Below are 17767 nucleotides of genomic sequence, written 5' to 3'. Positions count from 1 at the left end.
TGTCGGGCAGCGTGGCTGATTCCACATTGCCTGCCTTCGGGCAGTGCCTGGCGCTAAGCGTAGACCACGCTGAAGTGCTTGCCCTTCAAGGGCTTGAGGGCTGTTCGCAGAGCGCTTGGCATGGATCATGAAGCAAGGTGTCACCGGGCGGTCATAAACCCGGCCTAGGCTTGCGGCAGCAGGGTTGATGACGAAGACAGGGGCACAAGCGTGCTCCATGACAGGGCTGGTCTAGTCCAGACAGGTAGCGGAATGCGCGAAGATGTGCCACGAGCGGTAACAACCATTTGCAATGCCCTACAGGAGCAGATCGAGCATGGCCTCTTGCCGCCTGGCAGTAAGCTGCCTGCCGAGCGCAAGCTGAGCGAAGTGTTCGACACGACGCGCATCACGTTGCGCGAGGCGCTCGTCCAGCTTGAGGCGCAAGGCCTGGTGTATCGCGAAGAGCGACGTGGCTGGTTCATTTCGCCGCCGCGCCTGGCCTACGACCTGATTCGTCGCAGTCACTTTCATGCCATGGTCACGGCGCAGGGACGACTGGCGCAGACTCAGGTTCTCTCCGCGCGCCTGCAACCGGCGTCGGCCGCAATCTGCGCGATGCTGGAGCTGCCTGCGTTGTCCAGTGTGATCCAGATTTGCCGGGCGCGACGTATCGACCAGCGTCTGGTGCTGTACGTCGAGCACTACCTCAATCCGGAATTCTTTCCGGGGATTCTGGACTTCGACATGGAGCAGTCGCTGACTGAGCTATACGCCCGTCAATACGATTTGCGCTACGGTCAGGTGCGTTTCGAGATGGTGCCCACTGCGTTGCATGCCGAAGCCGCGTCTGCCTTGAAAGTCTCGCTGGGCAGTCCGGGCCTGCGTATTGCGCGGGTCAATTACGACCAGCAGGGCCGCCTGATCGACTGCGACCTGGAGTACTGGCGTCATGACGCCATTCACGTGAGCGCAATGGTGCGGGATATCTGAAGATAAGACGTCACGTCCGCAGACCAGCGCCTGCGAACGTGATGTTTTGACGCTTTGCGTTACGGCAGCTCGTGGCTGGCGTAGAACGCAGTGAGCACTTTGACCAGGTGCGCAAGGTCATGGCTGCCGGCCAGTTCGCGAATCGAGTGCATGGCGAAGGTTGGCAAACCGATGTCGACCGTACGGATGCCCAGATGGCTGGCCGTGATCGGCCCGATGGTCGAACCGCAGGCCATGTCGCTGCGCACCACAAAACTCTGTACGGGCACTTCTTCAGCCATGCACAGATGACGGAAGAAACCGGCGGTTTCGCTGTTGGTGGCGTAACGCTGGTTGCTGTTGACCTTGATCACCGGCCCGGCATTGAGCTTCGGTCCGTGGTTGGCGTCGTGCTTTTCGGCGTAGTTGGGGTGAATGCCGTGGGCATTGTCCGCTGAGATCAGCAGCGATTTCTGGATCGTGCGAACGTAGTCCTCGCTGCTCGGCAGCAGGCGCTGGACGATCTGTTCCAGCATTGCGCCATCTGCACCGCAGGCCGAAGACGAGCCGACTTCTTCATGATCGGTGCAGACCAACAGGGCGGTTTCATCGGTATCGCTGTTGAGCAACGCTTGCAGTCCGGCGAAGCAGGAGAGCAGGTTGTCCAGCCGTGCACCGGCGAGGAAGTCGCCGTTCAGGCCGACCACCGCTGCGCTTTGCGTATCGTAGAAACTCAGCTCGTAGTCGAGTACCACGTCGGCGTTCAGGCCGTGTTCGCGTGCCAGTTGATCGGTCAGCAGGGCGCGGAAGTCGGCCCGCTCGTCACCGGCGACCTGAGCCAGAATCGGTGGCAGTTCGTTTTGTGGATTGATCGCCCAGCCTTCATTGGCGGTCCGGTTGAGGTGGATGGCCAGGTTGGGAATGATTGCGATCGGCAGCTTGAAATCGATCAACTGGCTTTCGACCTTGCCGTCACGACGGAAGGTGACGCGGCCCGCGAGAGACAGGTCGCGGTCGAACCAGGGCGCCAGCAATGCACCGCCGTACACTTCGACGCCCAGTTGCCAGAAGCCTTGACGCTGCAGCTCAGGCTGCGGCTTGACCCGCAGGCACGGGCTGTCGGTGTGTGCGCCGACCATGCGAATGCCGCCGGTCAGTGGCGACTGGCGGCCCATGCGAAAGGCGACGATGGAGGAGTCATTGCGGGTGACGTAATAGCGTCCGCCCGTTTCGATAGACCAGGTGTCGCGCTCGTCCAGACGCTGGAAGCCTGCAGCTTCAAGATGTTGAACGAGGGTGGCGGTGGCGTGGAACGGTGTAGGAGAGGCCTTGAGGAAATCGATGAGGCCTTTATTCAACTCTTCGCGCATAACTAGCTCCAGACAGCAATGGCGCGAGTTTACCGCATTGGCCATGAACTCTGTACGCGGGATATACCCCTGTGTTTCATCGCCATACGGGATCGCGTGAGGTGACTTGCCAGCGATACGGTGCCTCAAGCGCCTTGTCGGCGACTGAACCGATACCATCGCCGGCAAGCCGCCTCCCGCAACAGATGGCGTCTTTCAGCCGGTTACGTGGTGTTTAAAGGCATTGGACGCGGCGGCGAAAGCTCACATCAAAACGGCGCAGGGCACTCAAACGTCAACCGCTCGCCGGTCACAGGGTGCGTGAAGCTCAGCATGCTGGCGTGCAGGCACAGGCGCGGGTACGCCGCCAGTGCCTCGGGATGCGCATAAAGACCATCGCCCAGCAGCGGATGCCCGATGGACAGCATGTGCACCCGCAACTGGTGAGAGCGACCGGTGATTGGCGTCAGCTCGACCCGGCAATGCGTGTCGTGGCGCTCGATGATCTTCCAGAAGGTCAGCGCATGCTTGCCTGCTTCGTGGTCCACCACGTGGCGCGGTTTGGTCGGTGGATCGTAACGCAGCGGCAAATCGATGCTGCCGCTGTCCAGTGCAGGCTGACCCCAGCACAGTGCGGTGTAGGCCTTTTCGGTTTCACGGTCATGAAACTGGCGTGACAGCTCGCGATGAGTGTCGGCGTCGCGCGCCAACAGGATGATGCCTGAGGTTTCCCAGTCCAGACGATGGACGATGCGGGCCTCGGGGTAGCCGTTTTCCTGCAGGCGGGTAATCAGGCAGTCCTTGTTGTCGTCGGCACGACCGGGGACGGAAAGCAGCAGGGTAGGCTTATCGATCACCAGAACGGCAGCGTCCTGATGAATGATGCGGATGTTCGACAACGGCATGCAACGGCCTCGAAACGCGAGAAACGCCAACGGCGGTAAGGGTGTTACCTCTTGGGGAGGGCACCGATACCGCCGTGGGCGACTGCCTGATCAGCGATCTGGCAGAGTGATATTGAGTTCCAGAATCGAACAGCTGCCCTGGTTTTCCAGAGCGACCTGTACCTGGTCGGACTCGATATTGACGTATTTACGGATCACTTCCACCAGCTCTTTCTGCAGGGCAGGAAGGTAGTCCGGTGTACTGCGCTGGCCACGCTCGTGCGCAACGATGATCTGTAGACGCTCTTTCGCGACCGAAGCCGTGCTTTCTTTTTTGCGGTCACGAAAGAAGTCAAAAATATTCATTAATTGCTCCCGAACAGGCGTTCAAACAATCCTTTCTTTTTCTGATCAAGGAACCGGTGGTCAACAGTCTTGCCCAGCAGGCGGTCAACGGCATCGCTGTAGGCCTGGCCTGCGTCGCTCTGGTCATCGAGGATAACCGGCACGCCCTGGTTTGAGGCCTTAAGTACCGCTTGCGACTCAGGGATGACGCCAAGCAGCGTGACGGCAAGAATTTCCTTCACGTCTTCAACGCCGAGCATCTCGCCCTTGCTGACACGCTCCGGGTTGTAGCGCGTCAACAGCAGGTGTTCCTTGATCGGGTCTTCGCCGTTTTCGGCGCGACGGGATTTGCTGGCAAGCAGGCCCAACATACGGTCCGAGTCGCGTACCGACGACACTTCAGGGTTGGTCACGACGATGGCTTCGTCAGCGAAGTACATCGCCAGATGCGCGCCTGTTTCAATGCCGGCTGGAGAGTCGCAGACGATGAATTCGAACGATTCCTTGAGCTCCATCAGGACTTTTTCGACGCCTTCCTTGGTCAATGCGTCCTTGTCACGGGTCTGGCTGGCTGCAAGTACGAACAAGCCTTCGATCTTTTTGTCCTTGATCAAGGCCTGCTGCAGATTGGCCTCGCCATTGACCACGTTGACGAAGTCATACACGACGCGACGTTCGCAACCCATGATCAGGTCGAGATTGCGCAGGCCGACGTCGAAGTCGACGATGACAGTCTTGTGGCCGCGCAGTGCGAGGCCTGTACCGATAGCGGCGCTGGTGGTGGTCTTGCCCACACCGCCCTTGCCGGATGTAACAACGAGAATCTTGGCCAAGGTGAATCACCCCTAGAGGAAAAGGACTTTTAGTCCCTGATGAGCATCCCTTGACGCGGCGTTAGTCGAAGAATGATGGAAATCTTGTGGTCTGATACCGGAAAGAGAGCTCCACGCTGCAACTTTCGACTCAAATACCGGATGAGAAGCAGTGCTCCTCAGGATTTCCTACAACCTTTACTACGTTTTCGCGACGAATCAGGGATGCTTTAAAAATTGCGGCAGTATCCGTTAAAGCCGAATGATGTTCAACACGTCACCGGACAGGCTGACTTGTACCGGCGAGCCCCACAGCGGATCCCTGCGCAGGTCTTCGGACACCTTGTACTGCCCGGCGATCGAAATCAGCTCGGCGCTCAGCTGCTGGCAGAAAATCCGTGCCTTGGTGTCGCCCTTGATGCCTGCCAGCGCTCTACCGCGCATTGGGCCGTACACATGGATGTTTCCATCGGCCAGAAGTTCCGCACCGGGGCTGACCGGTGCAACCACGACCAGATCGCCACCCTGGGCATAAATCTGCTGGCCGCCGCGCACCGGCGCGGTTATCACGCGGGTTGGCTTGATGGTGGGCTCGGGTGGTTTTTCCGGAATCTTTTTCGGGGGCTCGGCTTCGACCGGGTCCAGTACGCGCTCGCGGGCACCCGACGGCGGCAGCACGGGCAGGTCGACGGCGATGGCGGCAGCGATGTCTTCAATGCGGTTGGCGCGGACCGCCAGCGTGCGTAGCCCGTGCTGGCGACAGATGCGCACCAGCCCCGGCAGGTCCACCGAGCCTTCGTTGGGCGCGAGCTTGTCCAGCGCCAGGATCAGTGGGGTATTGCTGAAGAAGTTGGGCGCCTGCGCGACCTTGGCCGCCAGTTGCCGGTCAAGCGCTTCAAGATTGGTTCGGGCCAGCTCCATCACAGTGATGGCAAGCATGCTGCCCTTGAGCTGAAATACAGGTTCCGGGTTTTGCGATTCAATCTGGCTCATGGTCGGCTTACACAACAGCTTGTCGCTAAAAGTGCCGAGACTTATAACGAGAACGCCCGCAGGCCGCAAGCCGGTCGAACCGATGTAGAATGCGCGGCCTTTGTTCTGACGGAAGCCCAAATGGATCGCCCGCGCTTTAACGCCCATTTCCTTCACCCCCGTTTCTGGCCGCTATGGCTGGGGCTGGGGCTTCTGTGGCTGATCGTGCAGTTGCCGTTTCGTGTGCTGCTGGTCATTGGTCGGCTGCTGGGCGCGGTGATGTACCGGGTCGCCACTGATCGAAAATATATCGCCTCGCGCAATCTGGAGCTGTGTTTTCCTCAATTGTCCTCTGCCGAGCGCAAGCGCTTGCTCAAGGAAAACTTCGCCTCCACCGGTATCGCCTTCTTTGAAATGGCCATGAGCTGGTGGTGGTCCAAAGAGCGGCTGGCGAAGCTGGCGCACGTGGAAGGGCTGGAGCATCTGCAGAACGCACGTGACAAGGGTGAAGGCGTGATTTTGATGGCCCTGCATTTCACGACGCTGGAAATCGGCGCGGCCTTGCTTGGCCAGCAGCACACCATTGATGGCATGTACCGCGAACACCGCAATGCCCTGTTCGACTTCGTCCAGCGGCGTGGTCGCGAGCGTCACAACCTCGATTCGCTGGCTGTGGAACGTGAAGACGTGCGCGGCATGCTCAAACTTTTGCGTGCGGGTCGTGCGATCTGGTATGCGCCGGATCAGGACTACGGCGCCAAGCAGAGCGTGTTCGTGCCGCTGTTCGGCATTCAGGCGGCGACTGTGACGGCGACCAGCAAGTTTGCCAAGCTGGGTCGCGCCCAGGTCGTACCGTTCACTCAGCAGCGTCTGGCGGACGGCAGCGGCTATCGACTGGTGATTCATCCGCCGTTGCAGGATTTTCCCGGCGAGAGCGACGAAGCCGATTGCCTGCGCATCAATCAATGGGTAGAAAGTGCTATCACCCAGTGCCCATCGCAATACCTGTGGGCGCATCGCCGCTTCAAGAGTCGACCTGCTGGCGAACCGAAGCTATACAAAAAGCATAAATAAAAAGCAGAAACATAATAAAAAGCGTCGTTGATCACCGAGGTCAGTTGTAGATGCCAGAATCCGCCGTAGCGACCCCTGTTGCAAACGATGTCGAGCCTGTCACCGGGCTCATTCTTTCAGGCGGCGGCGCACGTGCCGCGTATCAGGTCGGGGTATTGGCGGGCATTGCCGACCTGTTGCCCCCCGGTTCTCCCAATCCCTTTCCCGTCATCGTCGGCACATCGGCCGGTGCGATCAATGCCGTGAAGCTGGCCAGCGGCGCGTTGCATTTTCGTATCGCCATCCATCAATTGACCGAGTTCTGGCAGTCGTTCCGCAGCCATCAGGTGCTGCGCAGTGACTGGCCGGGCGTGATTCGTCAGGCCGGGCGGTTCTTTGGTCGCAGCATGATCGGACTTGGCCGCAACATTCCGGTGGCCTTGCTCAACAGCTCGCCCTTACGTGACCTGTTGACCGAGCGACTGGACCTCAGCGGGATCGATGCTGCCATCGAGGCCCACCACTTGCGTGCCGTAGCAGTGACAGCGTTCGGTTACGAGTCCGGGCAAGCGGTCACGTTCTATCAGGGACGTGGCACCATCGAGCCCTGGCTGCGTCACCGGCGCATCGGCAAGCCGACTCAACTGACGGTGGACCACTTGCTCGCCAGCTCGGCCATACCGCTGCTGTTCGCGCCGATCAAGCTGGAGGACGAGTATTTTGGCGACGGCGCAGTACGCCAGTCGGCCCCCATCAGCCCCGCGCTGCACCTGGGTGCCAACCGCGTGCTGGTCGTCGGCGTGAGCGGCAACCCGCGTGGTCTGCAGGCCAGGAAACAGCCCTCTCGACCTACCAGTGGCGCACAACCCAGCCTGGCGCAGATCAGCGGGCACATGCTCAACAGTACGTTCATCGACAATCTGGAAAGCGACATCGAATTGCTTGAGCGGTTGAACATGGCCAGCGCGTTACTGCCCGACGAACAGGCCCGTTGTCAGCCAGGCCTGGCGCCAGTAGAGGTACTGGTCATCTCCCCGAGCCAGCCGCTGGACGAGATCGCTGCCCGCCATCGTCGCGAGCTGCCGCCTGCACTGCGCACCTTTCTGCGCGGTCCGGGCGCGACCAAGACCAGTGGTGCCAGCGTATTGAGTTATCTGCTGTTCGAATCGGGGTACTGCAGCGAATTGATCGAGCTGGGGCGGCACGACGCGATGGCTCAAGGGGCGGAGTTGAAGCGGTTTTTGCGGCTGCCTTGAGGCGTGTGCCGATGGGCAAGGCCAGCGCGAACGCATCATGAGTTGATCAGCGCTGGCCCTTTCGCGAGCAAGCTCGCTCCCGCAAAAATCGCCTTTATTCAGCAGGTTGCCTGTTTTTCATACGTTACTTGCGGCTGGGACAATTGACGTCACGCCGTCAAACGATCATCCCGGAAATCGCGCAGTGCCTGTTCGATCTCCTCACGGGTGTTCATCACGAACGGCCCATACTGCACGATCGGCTCTCGCAACGGTTTGCCTGCGATCAGCAGGACGCGCGCACCGTTTTCGCTGGTGATGTGCAGTTCGCCTTCATCGCCCAGACGCGCCATGCGGCGAGTGCCGATCGCTTGTGCGCAGCCTTGCACCTCAATGCTGCCTTCATACACGTAGAGCAATGCACGGTGACCTTGCGGGATGCGTGGGCTGATGCCGCTGCCTGCCGGCAGGTGAAAATCGAAATACAGGGGCTCGGTGTCGGGGCGCTGCACGGCGCCGGTCTGTTGAACCTGACCGTCATCGAACTGACCGGCGATCACCACCACGTCGACGCCTGCCTGCGTGGTCAGACGAGGAATGTTTTCCGGCTGGATGTCCTGATAACTGGCATCGGCCAGCTTGTTCTTGCCCGGCAGGTTCAGCCACAGCTGGAAGCCGCGCATCACACCTTCTTCCTGCTCAGGCATTTCGCTGTGGATGATGCCGCGTGCTGCGGTCATCCACTGCACGCCACCACCCTGCAGCAGACCTACGTTGCCCATGTGGTCTTCGTGGCGCATGCGGCCTTCGAGCATGTAGGTCACGGTTTCGAAGCCGCGATGGGGGTGTGGCGGAAAACCTGCGATGTAATCGTCGGGTTTGTCTGAGCCAAACTCGTCGAGCATCAGGAACGGGTCGAACTGTTCCACGCCCTGGCCGCCAAACACCCGCGTCAGACGCACGCCGGCACCATCGGAAGTCGGTTGGCCCGTCTGGATCGACAGGACTTTACGAAATTGAGCCATGAACATGCACTCCTCATAGGGGTAATGGACCTATGGTATGCCTGTTGGATCGATAGATGGTTTCGAATAGTGGGGAGGCTTGATCGGATTGATCGATATATAGGTCGTTTTTTGAAGCCTCTGGACGCTCGCGTCAGATCCCCAAACAAAAACGGCCAGCCCGAGTGATCGAGCTGGCCGTTTTTCAGCGTGTTTCGCTTATTCGGCGATCTGCAACTTGCGCGATTCGGTGTAGACGTAGCGCACCTTTTCATACTCGAAAGGCGAGTTCAACTGACCATAGCGGAAGCTGGTCACGTAGCGTCTGTCGACGGCCCGCAGCACGGTGATCTCCGGGTGATCGCTGCTGACTTCAGCCACGTTCAGGAAGTTGATCTGCGTTTCTGCGCTGTAGTCGACCAGCAGCCCGCCGGTGTCACGCAGGTTGGATGGACCGAACAGTGGCAGCACCAGATAAGGGCCTGCAGGCACGCCATAGAAGCCCATCGTCTGACCGAAGTCTTCGCTCTGGCGCGGCAGCCCCATCATGGTCGCCGGATCCCACAGGCCGGCGATGCCGATGGTGGTGTTGAGCAACAAGCGGCCGGTGGTCTCCAGCGAGCGTTCGCCCTTGAACTGCAGCAGACTGTTCAGCAGGTTGGGAACGTCGCCCAGGTTACTGAAGAAGTTGCTGACACCGCTGCGCACGAAGCCCGGCGTCACGTAGCGATAGCCGTTCACGACCGGCAGGAATACCCACTCGTCGAAGCGGTAGTTGAAGTGATAGACCCGGCGGTTCCAGGACTCCAGCGGGTCGTAGACTTCCAGGGCATTGATGGACGCACGCTCGAACTCACGCTGGTCCAGGCCCGGGTTGAATTGCAGCGATTTCAACGGCTGAGTGAAGCCGTCAGCGTCCACTTGGCGCGCCACGGTAGCAGGGTGCTGGGCTTTGTTGCTGGTGTCCGCGTCAGCGGCCTGGGCCGTGCCAGCGCTGAGCAGGGCGGCAAGGAGTAAAAGACGTTTAGCCACGGAAGAACTCCAGCATGGCGTCGCTGTTGACGCGGTAATTGATGTTGCCGCAATGGCCGCCGTAAGGGTAAACGGTCAGGCGATCGCCGAAAGTCTTGCGCAGGAAGCCCAGGTCACCGGAGCCCAGAATCACGTCGTCTGCGTTGTGCATGACTGCGATTTTGGTGTTGCTGTGCAGGTAATCCTTGAGTGCATACAGGCTGACCTGATCCACCAGTTGCAGCAGGCTGCCACCGTCGGTGCGGGCACGCCACATCGGGATCACTTGCTCGGTCAGGTAGCAGTCGAAGTCGCACTGCAGCGCGCGCTTGAGGAAAGGGGTCAGGCTGGTGCCCTCAGTGATCGGAAACTTGGGCGGCGTAATCAGGCCGCGACGGTTGATCAGGTCTGAAGTGAACGCGATGTCGGCCGACGAGAAGCGGAACGAGGTGCCGATCAGCATTGCCATCTGTTCATTGGTCAGGTGCTGCTTGGACTGTTGAAAGTCGAACAGCAGAGCGTCGTTAAGGTCGATGTAACCCTTTTGCCGGAAGTAACGCGTCAGCTTGGCCAATACCAGTTCATAGAAGGTCGTGGTGTTGTTGATGCCTTTGACGTTGGTTTGCACCAGCTTGTCGAGGTTGCTGATCGAGGTGTACAGATTGACTGGCGGGTTGAGCAGCAGCACTTTCTTGAAGTTGAAGCTGCGTCGGGTTTCGTCCAGTTGGCTGACGAACGCAGCATTGAGTGCGCCAAGGCTGTAACCGGTCAGGTAATAGTCAGTCACAGGCAACTGGGCCTGCTGGGCACGGATGGCCTGCATGACCCGATAAAGGTCTTCTGCGTCATCCTTGGAAATGCCGGGCGTGGCGAAGCGCGAAGCCGAACTCATGAAGTCGTAGCTGGTGGGCGACGACAACTGCACAACATGGTAGCCCGCGCCGTAATACAGCTTTTTCAGGAATTCATTGATGGTGCTGTTGTAAGGCGCGCCGGTGCCTGCAATCAGGAAGATCAGCGGCGCAGCGTGATCCTGTTTGGCCAGGCGGTAGTGCAGTTTCTTCACAGCCCAGAAGTTGTCGGGCAGCGTGAATTCACGCTCAGGATGCAAGTTGAGCGTGTAGACATCCTGATCGATGTCTTCATCGTCAGGCAGGTCAGGACGCAAGTCGGGTGGCGTTGTAGCAATGGTTGCTTCAAACGGGTTAGTCAGCGGGTAGCCATAGGTAGCGGGGTCGACATTGGTCGCCAGAGCGGACGCACTTAAACACAGGCCACCGAGAACGGTAGCGAAGCGCAGAAAACGGAGCATGACTAAATCCCTTGGGAAAGAAGTGCTGATGAGGTACGCAGGCTATGACCACCGGGATAGTGCCAAAGTGCCGCATTGCCGGAAGAACCTTTGTAAACCTGACGGAACAATACACGTTCTGTGGATTTCGCAATGCACATCTGTGCGTTTTTTTACGTCTGACCGGTTTTTAACGTCTAACTGAGGTGACCGTGTCTCGCACCTATAGAGCAGGCGGGCAATGCCGTAGGGGCGGGGGCGTTACTGGAGACAGAGCGCAGGCCTGACAGGCAGACAGCACAAAGGAGAGCCGAGGCTCTCCTTCTAGTGTGTTTTGCGTGCTCTTTTTATTGTTATAGGGTGGCTATTGTTGTTTTTGGTGCCAGACCCTTTACAGCGTTTTTGTGCGACCCCCATCCGGGGTCAAGAGCAAACGTATTTTTTTGAGCGCTGATTCACTTTAACCACCTGTCTGCACAACATCATGGTCCAACCGGTTCTGGCGCTACCTTGGGGTAGTTTTATTGTTCTCTGTCCGATCGCGGGGCCTCAGTAGGAGAAGTCCCTGTAAAGCTGATCCACTCCAAAAAAATCTGTTAGCTGCGTCTCTGTCCGTGTTGTTCTTGTTATGTCAGAGCCGTTACGTCTTGTTCTTATTGGGTTGATGCACATTTCTTGTTTTTGTTGTGCAGGAGAGATAGCAGAAGGCGTGCCAACTTTTTAAAATCTATATAAATCAATTGCTTATAAAAAATTCGATGTGCGAGACAGGCGCGACGCATGTCAGATTGTTTCCGTGTTACCCGAAACAGTCATGCTCCAGCCGGGCGCGGTAACACATCCTGTTTCCGGCTCAACATGACACGTCATCGTTGGTTGACGTCTGCAGTCAAGCGCCGCGTTTTTTGCCGACATGCAAGATCCAGACGGAATTTCGGGTTTTTTTTGCCACCCATGTCGCTGATGGCTTGTTGATGTCGTTTCCCGTTGTTCAAGTGTCGCAGGCAGAGCATGTCGCAACCCTGTGCAGGTTGATTATCAAGGTGGCGTCGCGGTGCGTGACATTGCGCGCAGGACCGATCAAAGCGTGAAGGTCGCCGTGTGCCCCAAAGCCGGACATACAGGCGGTCTTGAAAAACAACGTTATCCATGCCCGACAACCGTCGGTGCAGGACTTCCGGGGAAGTGACGATGAAGATGCGAAAAATCCTGGGGGCGGGTGCCGCTCTGGTACTTGCTGTCAGCTCCACGCTGGCCCTTGCTGAAACCAAGACGCTGACCATTGGCTATGTAGAAGGCTGGTCCGACAGCGTGGCCACCACCTTCGTGGCATCCGAAGTGCTCAAACAAAAGCTGGGTTATGACGTCAAGCTGCAATCGGTTGCGGCCGGGATCATGTGGCAGGCCGTGGCCACCGACAAGCTGGACATGATGTTGTCCGCCTGGTTGCCGGGTACTCACGGCGAGTACTACACCAAATACAAGGATCAGGTCGTCAACTACGGACCCAACTTCAAGGATGCCAAGATCGGCCTTATCGTGCCGGAATACGTGAAAGCCAAATCCATCGAAGACCTCAAGACCGATGATTCCTTCAAGAAGAAGATCACCGGCATCGATGCAGGCTCAGGCGTCATGATCAAGACCGATCAGGCCATCAAGGACTATGGACTGGACGGCTACAAGCTGCAGGCCAGTTCTGGCGCAGGCATGATTGCCGAGCTGACCCGGGCCGAAAAACGTAACGAATCCATTGCCGTGACCGGCTGGGTGCCGCACTGGATGTTTGCGAAGTGGAAACTGCGCTTCCTGGAAGATCCAAAGGGTGTTTACGGCGCTGCTGAAACAGTCGACAACGTTGCAAGCCTGGGCCTTGAGAAGAAAGCGCCTGACGTTGTGGCGTTTCTGAAGAAGTTCCAGTGGGCGTCGAAGGACGAAATTGGTGAGGTCATGCTGGCTATCCAGGACGGCGCGAAGCCTGAGGCTGCTGCCAAGGAATGGGTAGCCAAGCACCCTGACCGCGTTGCCGAATGGACCGCCAAGTAACACCTGACGCGTCTTTTTCAATGCTTACAAGGCCGTCTGGCGTTATTGCCAGACGGCTTTTTGCGTTTCAGGTATCCCTGTTTTCAAGTATCTGCGAGGTGGAAGATTCACGATCCGGTGCAGCATCGCGAATCCACGGCTAATGTCGTTCTAATACTAAGGTCGTCTGGAGTGCGCGCCGGACCTGACTAAAGTGGAATACGTGACATCTCATCTGTGCTGCGAGGACAAAAACAATGAACGACAGCATTTACCTCTCGATTCAAAACAGCCCGCGTTTCAAGGAGCTGGTTTCCAAGAGAGAGCGTTTCGCCTGGACTCTCTCGGCGATCATGCTTGGACTTTACGCTGCATTCATCCTGATGATTGCGTATGGGCCACATATCCTGGGTGCCAAACTGAGCGCGACCTCTTCTATTACTTGGGGAATGCCGATCGGGGTGGGGCTGATTATTTCGGCATTCATCCTGACCGCCATTTACGTGCGCCGCGCCAATGGCGAGTTCGACGACCTGAACAATGCGATTCTCAAGGAGGCTCAGCAATGATCCGTCGTCTATCTCTGGCCATTGGCCTTTCTGTATGTGCGCCGGCCCTTATGGCGGCAGATGCCCTGACCGGGGCGGTTCAGAAACAACCCTTGAACGTTTCGGCGATCGTGATGTTCCTGGCGTTCGTCGGGTTTACGCTCTACATCACCTACTGGGCCTCGAAGAAAAACAAGACAGCATCGGACTACTATTCGGCAGGCGGCAAGATCACGGGCTTTCAGAACGGTCTGGCCATCGCAGGCGACTACATGTCGGCGGCGTCCTTCCTGGGTATTTCCGCGCTGGTATACACCTCCGGCTACGATGGCCTGATCTACTCGATCGGCTTTCTGGTGGGTTGGCCGATCATTCTGTTCCTGATCGCCGAGCGCCTGCGTAACCTGGGCAAGTACACCTTTGCCGACGTGGCCTCCTATCGCCTCAAGCAAAAAGAGATTCGTACCCTGTCGGCCTGCGGTTCGCTGGTCGTGGTTGCGTTCTACCTGATTGCCCAGATGGTGGGTGCCGGCAAGCTGATCCAACTGTTGTTCGGTCTGGATTACACCGTCGCGGTGATACTGGTCGGTATCCTGATGTGCCTGTACGTGCTGTTCGGCGGCATGCTGGCAACCACCTGGGTACAAATCATCAAGGCAGTGATGCTGCTGTCCGGTGCCTCGTTCATGGCGCTGATGGTGATGAAGCACGTCAACTTCGACTTCAACGTATTGTTCTCTGAGGCCATCAAGGTTCACCCTAAAGGTGAGGCAATCATGAGCCCCGGCGGGCTGGTGAAAGACCCGATCTCGGCATTCTCGCTGGGCCTGGCCCTGATGTTCGGTACTGCAGGTCTGCCTCACATCCTGATGCGCTTCTTCACCGTGAGCGATGCCAAGGAAGCCCGTAAGTCGGTGCTCTACGCCACTGGCTTCATCGGCTACTTCTACATCCTGACCTTCATCATCGGTTTCGGCGCGATCCTGCTGGTCAGCACCAACCCGATGTTCAAGGACGCGGCCGGTGCGCTGTTGGGTGGTAACAACATGGCGGCGGTTCACCTGGCAGACGCAGTGGGTGGCAGTCTGTTCCTGGGCTTCATCTCGGCGGTTGCGTTTGCGACCATCCTGGCCGTTGTAGCCGGTTTGACCCTCGCCGGTGCATCGGCGGTGTCTCACGACCTGTACGCCAGCGTGATCAAGGCAGGCAAGGCCAACGAGAAGGATGAGATTCGCATCTCGAAGATCACCACCATCGCTCTGGCGGTCGTGGCCATCCTGCTGGGCATCGCCTTCGAAAGCCAGAACATCGCGTTCATGGTTGGCCTGGCGTTCTCGGTAGCGGCGAGCTGCAACTTCCCGATCCTGCTGCTTTCCATGTACTGGAAAAACCTGACGACCCGTGGCGCCATGATCGGCGGCTGGATGGGGTTGATCAGCGCTGTCGTGCTGATGGTGCTTGGTCCTACCATCTGGGTGCAGATCCTGCACAACCCGAAACCCATCTTCCCTTACGAATACCCGGCGCTGTTCTCCATCGCCATTGCCTTCGTGGGTATCTGGTTCTTCTCCATCACCGACAAGTCGAAAGCGGCAGAGGGCGAGCGCGCCTTGTTCTACCCGCAGTTCGTACGCTCGCAGACTGGCCTGGGTGCCAGCGGTGCGGTGTCACACTAAGCGATACGCAGCATGAGAAAAGCAGCCCTCGGGCTGCTTTTTTTTGTCCAATAAAAAGCCCCGCTTGCAAGAGCGGGGCTTTGGGCGGAACGTTATATTCTGCCGAGCAATACCAGAATCAGCAGAATGATCAGGATCGTACCGATCACGCCCGACGGACCGTAGCCCCAGCTGCGCGAGTGCGGGAAGACCGGCAGGCCGCCGACCAGCAGCAGAATCAGAACGATGATTAGAATAGTACCGATGCCCATGATGAGTTCCTTCTTTTAATTCCGGTTAGAGTTCCTGCAGTTAAAATCTTTCAGCTCTAAGGCGTTGGTTTTTACCTGCTTGAAACATCCGACTCCGGCGAATCATGAAAGGTTCGACTCATGAAGAATAAAAACTTACAAATTTTAAAATTGTTTAAATATCAGTGGTTTGGAGGTATTTTTTGCGATTTTTCGAGTGTTGGATATATCAAGAAACACCGATAAAAGATTGAACTAATGAGGGCGTTAAACCTCCGCGCCCCTCGCGTTGACCGATTAGGGACTTACCCATGATCTATCGCCTTGCTGCCGATGCTGTGGTGTTTTTTCATCTGGCGTTTATTTTGTTTGTCTTGTTGGGTGGTTTGCTCGTGCTGCGCAAACCGTGGGCAGCAGTGCTGCATATTCCAGCGATCACATGGGGCGCGGCTGTCGAGTTCCTGCACCTGTATTGTCCGCTGACGCCGCTGGAAAACGCGCTGCGCACCATGGCAGGCGAGCAGGGCTATGACGGAGGATTCGTTGAGCACTACCTCATCCCGCTGATTTACCCCGCAGCGCTGACGCCACAGATCCAGCTCTGGCTGGGAGGCATCGTGGTGTTGCTTAACGCGGCGGTCTACGGCGTCTTGTTGGTGCGAGGCGCGCGCAGGCTCAGGCGTGCATGAGACGCGGGTTAGCTCTGGGTATTCAGCGTTCTGATGTTGGGGTTGCCCGGCCCCGGCTGTGATTACACTGGGATCACTCCTGCACACCACAAGGCATTCCGCTATGCAAAACCGCATCATGATTACTGGCGCCGGTTCGGGTCTGGGCCGTGAAATTGCACTGCGCTGGGCGCGCGAAGGCTGGCGTCTGGCGCTGTCGGACGTCAACGACGCCGGATTGCAGGAAACCCTGGGTCTGGTTCGCGAAGCCGGCGGTGAGGGTTTCGTGCAGCGTTGCGACGTGCGCGATTACAGCCAGCTGACCGCGTTCGCTCAAGCCTGCGAAGAGCGTTTCGGTGGCATCGACATCATTGTCAATAACGCCGGTGTCGCCTCGGGCGGATTTTTCAATGAGCTGTCGCTGGAAGACTGGGACTGGCAGATCGCAATCAACCTGATGGGCGTAGTCAAGGGCTGCAAGGCGTTCCTGCCGATGCTGCAGGCCAGCAAGGGCAAGATCATCAATATTGCCTCGATGGCCGCGCTGATGCAGGCGCCGGCCATGAGTAACTACAACGTGGCCAAGGCCGGTGTGGTGGCTTTGTCTGAAAGCCTGTTGGTGGAGTTGCGCGATCAGGAAGTGGGCGTGCATGTCGTCTGCCCGTCATTCTTCCAGACCAACCTGCTGGACTCCTTTCGTGGGCCCACGCCTGCGATGAAGGCACAGATCGGTCGGTTGCTGGAGAAATCACCGATCACGGCGAGCGACATCGCCGATCACATTTTTCAGCAGGTCGGCAGAGGTGAATTCATGATCCTGCCTCATGAAGAAGGACGCATGGCGTGGGACCTGAAGCGCAAGCATCCCGAGGCGATGTACGACGAGATGACCGTCATGTGCGCGAAGATGCGTGCCAAGGCGCGACAAGCGCTTTGATAGCGCGTGCTCGGCGCGTTCGGAGTGAAAGTTCCTGCATTTTGGCTGGCAGGTAGGACGTTTCCGTCAGTGCGCTCCGGCGCACTTGCAGGACGTTACTGATTTGCTATGCCCGTATTGAAGCCCCCCGTCCTGCGCTGCACCCTGACTCTTTTGTAACAACAAGAGAGTCGACAAATGCTTGTACTGACGCGGGAAATTGGCGAGACCTTTTCGATCGGTGATGACATTACCGTGCAGATTCTGGGTGTGAACGGCAATCAGGTCCGGCTGGGGATCGATGCGCCCAAGGACATCAAGATCCATCGCGCCGAGGTCTTTCGACGCATCGCCAACAAGCTGGCACAGCAGCAGTCCGGATCGCCTGCCGTCTGACGATCAGTCGAAGAATTCCTTGGGCACGTCGTGCTTGAGCATCAGCTGACACTGCTGGCTTTCCAGGTCGAAAAAGATCACGGCCTGGCCTTTGGTCAACGCATGGCGGACGCGTAGCACACGGGTCTGCAATGGGGTCTCGTCACCATTGTCGGTGCCTTCGCGCGTGACGAAGTCTTCGATCAGGCGGGTGAGGGTGTCAGGTTCAAGCTGGTCGTAGGGGATGAGCATGGCGGTTCTCGTGTCGATAGCCAGCGATGATAGTGCGGTGATATCGGATGTCGCAATTTATAAGGCTATCAGTTGGGTCCGCCCACGGAATGTGACCGTGCCCTTTACTGCGTGTGAGCAGGGAGCGTGGCGCAGGTTGTGGACTCAGTGAGCCTAACGCTCGACTCACG

General features: G+C 58.0%; 19 protein-coding genes. 9 read left to right on the top strand and 10 right to left on the bottom strand.

Annotation, left to right across the window (positions count from 1 at the left end):
• Positions 1 to 252: 252 nt before the first annotated feature.
• Complete coding sequence (locus H8S56_RS04735; RefSeq protein ID WP_024686323.1) at positions 253 to 972, top strand: UTRA domain-containing protein; 720 nt, start codon at positions 253 to 255, stop codon at positions 970 to 972.
• A 59-nt stretch (positions 973 to 1031) separates the two neighbouring features.
• Here H8S56_RS04735 and H8S56_RS04730 read toward each other — a convergent pair whose 3' ends face one another.
• The 5 genes from H8S56_RS04730 to minC form a co-directional block, all read right to left on the bottom strand.
• Positions 1032 to 2321 (bottom strand): M18 family aminopeptidase, encoded by a 1290-nt coding sequence (locus tag H8S56_RS04730; protein WP_024686324.1) that lies wholly within the window; start codon positions 2319 to 2321, stop codon positions 1032 to 1034.
• 248 nt (positions 2322 to 2569) lie between these two features.
• Positions 2570 to 3205 carry an RluA family pseudouridine synthase gene (locus H8S56_RS04725; protein ID WP_187518021.1) on the bottom strand — a complete coding sequence of 212 codons (636 nt, stop codon included), beginning with the start codon at positions 3203 to 3205 and terminating at the stop codon, positions 2570 to 2572.
• Positions 3206 to 3295: 90 nt separating this feature from the next.
• Positions 3296 to 3550 (bottom strand): cell division topological specificity factor MinE, encoded by a 255-nt coding sequence (gene minE / locus H8S56_RS04720; RefSeq protein WP_004879390.1) that lies wholly within the window; start codon positions 3548 to 3550, stop codon positions 3296 to 3298.
• The gene (gene minD / locus H8S56_RS04715) at positions 3550 to 4362 is read right to left on the bottom strand and encodes a septum site-determining protein MinD (protein ID WP_187518020.1); all 813 of its coding nucleotides are present in this window, start codon (positions 4360 to 4362) and stop codon (positions 3550 to 3552) included. Before minD ends, minE begins: the two co-directional genes overlap by 1 nt.
• Positions 4363 to 4593: 231 nt before the next feature.
• A complete protein-coding gene (gene minC, locus H8S56_RS04710; RefSeq protein WP_024686327.1) occupies positions 4594 to 5334 on the bottom strand; it encodes a septum site-determining protein MinC in 741 nt (246 codons plus the stop codon).
• Positions 5335 to 5454: 120 nt separating this feature from the next.
• Between minC and H8S56_RS04705 the strand changes: the two genes are divergently transcribed.
• Positions 5455 to 6387: a lipid A biosynthesis lauroyl acyltransferase gene (locus tag H8S56_RS04705; protein WP_024696010.1), complete on the top strand. Its 933-nt coding sequence runs from the start codon at positions 5455 to 5457 to the stop codon at positions 6385 to 6387.
• A gap of 50 nt (positions 6388 to 6437) precedes the next feature.
• Positions 6438 to 7622 carry a patatin-like phospholipase family protein gene (locus H8S56_RS04700; RefSeq protein ID WP_024686329.1) on the top strand — a complete coding sequence of 395 codons (1185 nt, stop codon included), beginning with the start codon at positions 6438 to 6440 and terminating at the stop codon, positions 7620 to 7622.
• Between the two features lie 149 nt (positions 7623 to 7771).
• Here the strand turns inward: H8S56_RS04700 and H8S56_RS04695 are convergent, their stop codons facing one another.
• The 3 genes from H8S56_RS04695 to H8S56_RS04685 form a co-directional block, all read right to left on the bottom strand.
• The gene (locus tag H8S56_RS04695; RefSeq protein ID WP_187518019.1) at positions 7772 to 8626 is read right to left on the bottom strand and encodes a pirin family protein; all 855 of its coding nucleotides are present in this window, start codon (positions 8624 to 8626) and stop codon (positions 7772 to 7774) included.
• A gap of 198 nt (positions 8627 to 8824) precedes the next feature.
• Positions 8825 to 9637: an MlaA family lipoprotein gene (locus tag H8S56_RS04690; protein ID WP_187518018.1), complete on the bottom strand. Its 813-nt coding sequence runs from the start codon at positions 9635 to 9637 to the stop codon at positions 8825 to 8827.
• Positions 9630 to 10928: a serine/threonine protein kinase gene (locus H8S56_RS04685; RefSeq protein WP_024685500.1), complete on the bottom strand. Its 1299-nt coding sequence runs from the start codon at positions 10926 to 10928 to the stop codon at positions 9630 to 9632. Before H8S56_RS04685 ends, H8S56_RS04690 begins: the two co-directional genes overlap by 8 nt.
• A 1170-nt stretch (positions 10929 to 12098) precedes the next feature.
• Here H8S56_RS04685 and H8S56_RS04680 point away from each other — a divergent pair.
• From H8S56_RS04680 to H8S56_RS04670, 3 genes are all read left to right on the top strand, one after another.
• Positions 12099 to 12953, top strand: a complete 855-nt coding sequence (locus H8S56_RS04680; RefSeq protein ID WP_024685499.1) for a glycine betaine ABC transporter substrate-binding protein — start codon at positions 12099 to 12101, stop codon at positions 12951 to 12953.
• Between the two features lie 236 nt (positions 12954 to 13189).
• The gene (locus tag H8S56_RS04675) at positions 13190 to 13501 is read left to right on the top strand and encodes a DUF485 domain-containing protein (protein ID WP_187518017.1); all 312 of its coding nucleotides are present in this window, start codon (positions 13190 to 13192) and stop codon (positions 13499 to 13501) included.
• The gene (locus tag H8S56_RS04670; protein ID WP_024685497.1) at positions 13498 to 15156 is read left to right on the top strand and encodes a cation acetate symporter; all 1659 of its coding nucleotides are present in this window, start codon (positions 13498 to 13500) and stop codon (positions 15154 to 15156) included. The genes H8S56_RS04675 and H8S56_RS04670 overlap by 4 nt, the downstream gene beginning before the upstream one ends.
• Before the next feature lie 92 nt (positions 15157 to 15248).
• Here H8S56_RS04670 and H8S56_RS04665 read toward each other — a convergent pair whose 3' ends face one another.
• Entirely contained in the window at positions 15249 to 15407 is a 159-nt protein-coding gene (locus H8S56_RS04665) for a DUF3309 family protein (RefSeq protein WP_073171148.1), read from the bottom strand.
• A 290-nt stretch (positions 15408 to 15697) separates the two neighbouring features.
• Here H8S56_RS04665 and H8S56_RS04660 point away from each other — a divergent pair, with 290 nt between their 5' ends.
• The 3 genes from H8S56_RS04660 to csrA all read left to right on the top strand — a co-directional run bounded on the left by H8S56_RS04660 (position 15698) and on the right by csrA (position 17366).
• Positions 15698 to 16075 (top strand): DUF2784 domain-containing protein, encoded by a 378-nt coding sequence (locus tag H8S56_RS04660; protein WP_187518016.1) that lies wholly within the window; start codon positions 15698 to 15700, stop codon positions 16073 to 16075.
• Between the two features lie 103 nt (positions 16076 to 16178).
• Positions 16179 to 16991, top strand: a complete 813-nt coding sequence (locus tag H8S56_RS04655) for an SDR family oxidoreductase (protein WP_187518015.1) — start codon at positions 16179 to 16181, stop codon at positions 16989 to 16991.
• A gap of 177 nt (positions 16992 to 17168) precedes the next feature.
• Positions 17169 to 17366 (top strand): carbon storage regulator CsrA, encoded by a 198-nt coding sequence (csrA, locus tag H8S56_RS04650; protein ID WP_024685494.1) that lies wholly within the window; start codon positions 17169 to 17171, stop codon positions 17364 to 17366.
• 3 nt (positions 17367 to 17369) lie between these two features.
• On the opposite strand, the gene H8S56_RS04645 is transcribed toward csrA, so the two are convergent.
• Positions 17370 to 17597 (bottom strand): YheU family protein, encoded by a 228-nt coding sequence (locus tag H8S56_RS04645; protein WP_004879420.1) that lies wholly within the window; start codon positions 17595 to 17597, stop codon positions 17370 to 17372.
• Positions 17598 to 17767 lie beyond the last annotated feature (170 nt).

The organism is Pseudomonas triticifolii, from assembly GCF_014358015.1.
In the GTDB taxonomy this organism is placed as follows: Bacteria; Pseudomonadota; Gammaproteobacteria; order Pseudomonadales; family Pseudomonadaceae; genus Aquipseudomonas; species Aquipseudomonas triticifolii.
Note: the sequence above shows the minus strand (reverse complement) of the source record. Positions and strands in the feature narration are given on the sequence as shown.